The organism is Patescibacteria group bacterium, assembly GCA_038063375.1.
Classification (GTDB): Bacteria; Patescibacteriota; Minisyncoccia; order Phycocordibacterales; family JANLHH01; genus JANLHH01.
Genome location: JBBTVG010000020.1, coordinates 1 through 1243, shown reverse-complemented (window position 1 = coordinate 1243; position 1243 = coordinate 1). Strand labels below are relative to the sequence as shown.

The window sequence follows — 1243 nt, the reverse complement described above, 5'->3', positions numbered from 1 at the left end:
GACTCGTCGTCGAAGTGAGGTTGGGATTGCACGATGATGAACAGGTACTTTTTTTTGAAGCACTCGAACGGATATGACGGCGTCCCCATGACGTATTCTCCTTTCTGGTGGTTTGTTGTAAAACGGGTACTTCTGGAGTAAAATGTTACCACAAAAGCCATGAAATATCAAGATATTACAAAGAAAAAACTTCCTGACGCACCCGGTGTGTATTTTTTTCGCAGTCCGCGAAAAAAAATTCTCTACATCGGCAAGGCGACCTCGCTTCGTAATCGAGTGAAAAGTTATTTCACCAATGGCGTGCACGCTTCGCGCGGTCTGCAGATTGCCAAAATGGTTGCGGATGCCGACTCTGTGCATGTGATCAGAACCGACTCGGTGCTTGAGGCGCTCATTTTGGAAGCGCATCTTATTAAAAAACATCAGCCAAAATACAACACCAAGGAAAAAGATGATAAAAGTTTTAATTATATACTCATCACCGACGAGGACTTTCCTCGCGTTCTTTTGGTACGCGGACGCGAATTGTTCGCGGAGAAACTCGCAGGGAAAAAAGTACCCAAGGCGCGTTATGTGGCAGGTCCCTTTCCGCAGGGTGCCGTTTTGTGGGAGGCAATGAAAATCATTCGGAAGATCTTTCCGTTTCGGGATACGTGTATCCCCGGGAGTAGAAAGCCGTGCTTTAATCGGCAGATAGGGCTCTGTCCCGGGGTTTGCATGGGAGAAGTGTCAAAGGAGGCATACCGAAAGACGATCACGAATCTCGCTCTCTTTCTGGAAGGCAAAAAATCCGCATTGATAAAGAAGCTCCTGCGTGAGATGAAGGCATATGCAAAAAAACAGGAATTTGAAAAAGCGCACAATGCAAAAAAGACCCTTTTTGCTCTTCAGCATATTCAAGATGTCGCGCTTCTCAAAAGAGAGGTCAACAAAGGATCGTCCTTCGCGATGCGTATAGAAGCATATGATGTTGCTCACATCAGCGGAAAGTATCTGGTGGGTGTAATGACGGTGGTTTCAGATGGAGAACCCGACAAAAGCGAATACAGAAAATTTAAGATAAAGACCGTGGCGGGTGCTAACGACACCGCAAGCTTGGCTGAAGTGTTGGAACGCCGATTCGCGCACCCCGAGTGGACATACCCGCGCCTGATCGTCATTGATGGTGGCAAGCCACAAAAGAACCGCGCGGAAAAAGTGCTCAAGAGTTTAGGTCTTGGGATCCCGGTCGTATCGGTCGTGA

1 protein-coding gene is annotated in these 1243 nt (G+C 47.5%); it reads left to right on the top strand.

Annotated features, from left to right (window positions below):
- Positions 1–159 precede the first annotated feature (159 nt).
- On the top strand, positions 160–1243 hold a 1084-nt coding region (locus AAB523_02645; protein ID MEK7556159.1), incomplete at its 3' end, for a GIY-YIG nuclease family protein.